The following is a 4,103-nucleotide window of genomic DNA, read 5'->3' as shown; positions in this document are numbered from 1 at the left end:
GACTTCCGTAGCGGTGCTGGTACTTCTGATCCGTTCTTGCTCGGCCTCCTGGATGACGTTGACCGCACGCGGCATCAGGCGATTTTGGGCAGAGGCCTTCTGAGCAGTGTCTGACAGGCCCGCATATACTTGTGCAAGCATCGTCATCAACGTGCCTGTACTGAGGATCACCAGACCCAACGGCGCGTTGCGGGATAAGAGTGATGTGACCGACGACGCCATGCTGAGGATCGCACGAGCGCCGCGAACCAAGGTCGTCTTATACAAGGCATTTTGTTCGATGTTGAACTTCGCTTCGACCTTTGCGCAATTCGCACGGGCGCTTAACAGCCTGTTGTATGCATCCGAGAAATGGCGAATGGCATCTTGCAGATCGGAATTCTGCTGAGCAGGATCTTGCATCGCATGAGCTGTTTTTTCAAACTCAAGGGCTGCCTCTTGTAGCTCTTTTAACGAGGCCGCAAGTGTAGGTGTCTTGACACTGTCCGACGCGGTCTTGGTCGAGCGTGCGGCCAAGCGAAACTGCCCTTGGAAGACCATGCTATGCATGAAAGTCATGGGCATGAATGCCGTGAGCGCGTAGAGCAATTGCGAAGAGAAACCGGTGGCAACCAATTCTGTCGACACTTTTTTCGAATGCGCAGATAGGGTAGAAGGAATGATGCCCAAAACAGCCGAAGGATGGCTGACAAATTGGTACGCATAACCTGACAGTCGGGTATCCTGTTGCCAATTCACGCCGAAGTAGCTTTCTGCAAGCGTCATGACTTCATTGATTTGCGCCAACGTGACTTTGGCTGAATCTCGTTCCAGATCCGCCGTCAATTTGCGGAATGCCTCATGCAAATTTCTCGCATCGTCTAGCTTGTGCGAGGGGATCTCATCGAATTGATGCAACTCTTCGAGATAACAATTCTGCATCCTCGTTAGGAATTCTGCTCTGGATTCATGCATCCCCGCAGAATGTGCGATTTGCACATGGGGTGCGCGGGTGTTGCTCACAGTTGTGTGTTGAGCCGTCGCACTAGGAAGAGGCAATCCTTCTATCACGCTGGAAGTCGAAAGCTCCACTGAACTGCTTGGCGCTGGCCGTGCGCGGTCGCTCTGTGTTGCCGAAGTGGCGGTCTCCTCGTTGGTACGACCCAGCGTGAAACCAGGAAAATTGGGAAGTGAAAATAGGCGCATGATGGCTCTCACTATGTAGATTTTCTCGGTATGTGTTTGTAGCGGGAGCCAGTACAGAAGGCTTGAGCACGGAGCGCCGGATCAGGTGCGCTCCCTTGCCAAGATGTCGATGCGGCGTTCCAACTGCAACTCACTTGCCGTTACTTGAAAATAGACTTAAAAATTTGTCGACGTACGTTCGAACTGCTTCATCATACGGTCCCGCTCAGGGCTGAAAAATCCGGATTTCTGACGTTCCTCGTCGAGCATGAAATAGCTTCTCCGCCATGTGTTCGCCTTGTCAGCGTAGTGGTGAAGCATATCCAGCAATTTTTCGCCATCCATGCCGGCAATTTGCACCGCTCCTGAGAGAAGCACATGCCCGGTGCTGAAGTTGATGCCGAAATTCGGCCTTCCAACACCCATCATGACAAGATTGGCCTCAAGCAGCCGGCGCATCGCAATGGCCTCGAATTCCAAGGGGATGATTCCGAAGTCGCCGAAAAATAGGAGAGCACCGGCATTTTCATCACTGCCAGGCATCAGAGAAAAATCAACATCGTCGACCTTGATGTTGGCGACATAGTAAAAATCTTCTCGATAATTTGAGGCGCTAATATTGGCGCGCTGACATAGGTCGTCCAGCAGGCGCCGATATGGAATGTCTTTTTCCATTTGTGTTGCCTTTTATACTTTCTTGTTTATCTTGGAATGGAGTTCGGGAGAGCACGGTAAAGCCGGCTCTCCTCGTGCAGAGAATTCACCATTGACGAAATTGCGTCCGACAAATTCGGTTATGGCTTATGTCTCGCAGCGCAAGACTGGATGGCCTTATCGAGCCAATTCTCTGGTCTTTTTATGCAGCTCACTTCTTTTGGGAGCGGCACGATCAACGGCTAGTCGCCGGCGATGTTTCGTTAAGAATCTCAAGCAGCTGATGCCGATGTTGAAGTACCCATTCCTGATCGACTTGTGCAGCGAGTTCGGGGCGCTTCTTCTGAATCACGGATACGATGTGATCCAGGATCGTCTGTCTTCCCAGATTTAACTCTTCAATCGATGGAAGCGTATTGCGCATGAAATCAGGAACCTGGTCGCGTGCCTTTTCAAGCATCTCCCAATTGATTTCTCCATTCTTGCGTGGAAGGGTGAACGCGAGTCCTTCGGAGATCACAATGTTTTTCAGTTCCTCGGATTCTGAAGTGTGGAGAAAATCTTGCAGCTTCTCCGCTTCGATTGCGGTGAGTGGAATTGCGTAACTTGATTGCTCTCCGCTGACAATATTCAATGCTTCGTAAATGCTCGAGAGCGAAGTCGGATCTGTGGTTGCTTGTCCGCCGGAGCGGCGATTGATATCGCTAGCTTTGGTCGCAATGCTACGGTCAATGACATTGGTCGACAGATCGACGTTCACTTGATTCGGTGAATGAGGCCCAAACGTAAAGTACGTGTCACGATTGTCTCGATCCGCCACGTGCTCCTGCTGACGCACAATGTCTGTCCCGGAATGCGATGAAATCTTTCCGGCGAGATCCGGCCGCAACAACCAGGCGGCATAGGTCATGTCCGCGCAGGGGTTGGTAATGACTTGGACCAGTTTCACGTTAGATGGGATTTTGGCCATCAGCGGAATCATTACCTGCTCTAGATTGGGGATCAATTGTCCCGCTCGGTCCGTGCGGCTTTTATCGCGAGGAGCGGAAGCAGCGATGAAGGCAGTATCGGCACTGAAATCATTCTGCGAATAAGCGCTCAAGGCGAGCTGTCGCACCGGGTACTTGACGTTTCCCAGGTGATCTGCGGCGGATGCGCGCGCTGGATTTCGTACGGGGGCATCGATTTCGACTCTTCCAGATAGCGCACGCAGGATGCCGTCACCCACATTTCCGGTAGATCCAAAGATCAACACCTTGCCCAGTTTCTCCAGGGGATCTGATTGCTTTTCTGCTTTTCTCGAGACAGAGGGACCGTTCATGATTGACGCCAAGATCCCGGTTTTTTTCTTTTTGGTGTCGGCTGTACTTCGCGCAAATCGAGGGCGTTATAGATGGCAGCAAACTGTTGTAGCTTGGTCCGGGCATCTCTTCCTGCTCCGGGTTGTGAGGAGTCGCCTTGAAGTTATCCAGAAACGATTTGCGATCGAGTTTCCCCGCTTTGTCGAACAGGGCAGGGATCGCAGCGCCGGCAGAGATGTCAACACCGGTTGTATTCCGAATCCAACTGCTGTCGGCCTTGTTCAGAGGTCGCATGACGACCGATTTTTCGCCGCCAAGGATCGCGCCCACCCGCCGGAAAGCTTCGATTGCACCTTTGTTGTTTTTGGGATCGGCAAACATTGAGGCATGACCGTATACCTGCAAGTCTGGCCTGACATGCGCCAGCAAGGCGACCTGTTCAGCGACTTGTTCACCCGCGTTATTTGAAATCGTGACACAAGCAGCGTGCGGAATGTTTTTGAGGTTCTGCTGGAGTTCTTCTCTGCTGGTATTCAGGAAGAATGCGGAATCGCCTTGCATACCCTCGGTGAGGCTTTCCGAGTGCTGAATATTGACGATAGACCGGGGGTGATATTCCAGCAGATGGGGCGATTTGTGGGAACTGATGAGAGAAATCTTCCCCGAGCCGCAAAATTTATATGCCAACGCCATGGCGTCTCCTCCTGGCTCGGGCAACGCGTCTGGATTGGGGGATTTTTTAACGTTGGAACTAGGGCTGCTATATACGATGACGTTTTTGCCAAAGCGTTTCGCTATGTTGATGTCGCCAGTAGGTTTGGGCGCACTATGGCGCGCCAGTTTCATGAAATTCTTGGTGCCGAAAACATGTGTCCTTGGACCGCTTCCGGTTTCGTGCAAAGCGGCTGCTGAACGAGCCGGCAGAGTGGGTGCCTCTGGCGTTGCGGGGACGATTTCGGGAGCTCCCGAAAGGCTGGCTTGATG

Annotated in this window: 2 protein-coding genes and 2 pseudogenes; all 4 read right to left on the bottom strand. The window is 52.2% G+C overall.

Annotated elements, in window-relative coordinates; translation table 11 throughout:
* Positions 1 to 1,185, bottom strand: a pseudogene (locus I5W_RS09220) (hypothetical protein); the annotation flags it as partial.
* A 156-nt stretch (positions 1,186 to 1,341) separates the two neighbouring features.
* Complete coding sequence (locus tag I5W_RS09215) at positions 1,342 to 1,839, bottom strand: CesT family type III secretion system chaperone (RefSeq protein ID WP_044528996.1); 498 nt, start codon at positions 1,837 to 1,839, stop codon at positions 1,342 to 1,344.
* Positions 1,840 to 2,053: 214 nt separating this feature from the next.
* Positions 2,054 to 3,139: a hypothetical protein gene (locus I5W_RS33265; RefSeq protein WP_252716962.1), complete on the bottom strand. Its 1,086-nt coding sequence runs from the start codon at positions 3,137 to 3,139 to the stop codon at positions 2,054 to 2,056.
* Positions 3,039 to 4,103 (bottom strand): annotated as a pseudogene (locus I5W_RS33260) (hypothetical protein); the annotation flags it as partial. The gene I5W_RS33265 and the pseudogene I5W_RS33260, both read right to left, overlap by 101 nt.

This window comes from Herbaspirillum sp. B65 (assembly GCF_000333555.1).
Lineage (GTDB): Bacteria > Pseudomonadota > Gammaproteobacteria > Burkholderiales > Burkholderiaceae_D > Herbaspirillum > Herbaspirillum rubrisubalbicans.
This window is presented reverse-complemented; position numbering and strand designations above follow the sequence as displayed.

What these genes read in the sequence shown, in the direction of transcription:
- I5W_RS33265 (WP_252716962.1), bottom strand. Translation starts at nt 3,139, where the DNA reads ATGAACGGTCCCTCTGTCTCGAGAAAAGCAGAAAAGCAATCAGATCCC.
- I5W_RS09215 (WP_044528996.1), bottom strand. Translation starts at nt 1,839, where the DNA reads ATGGAAAAAGACATTCCATATCGGCGCCTGCTGGACGACCTATGTCAG.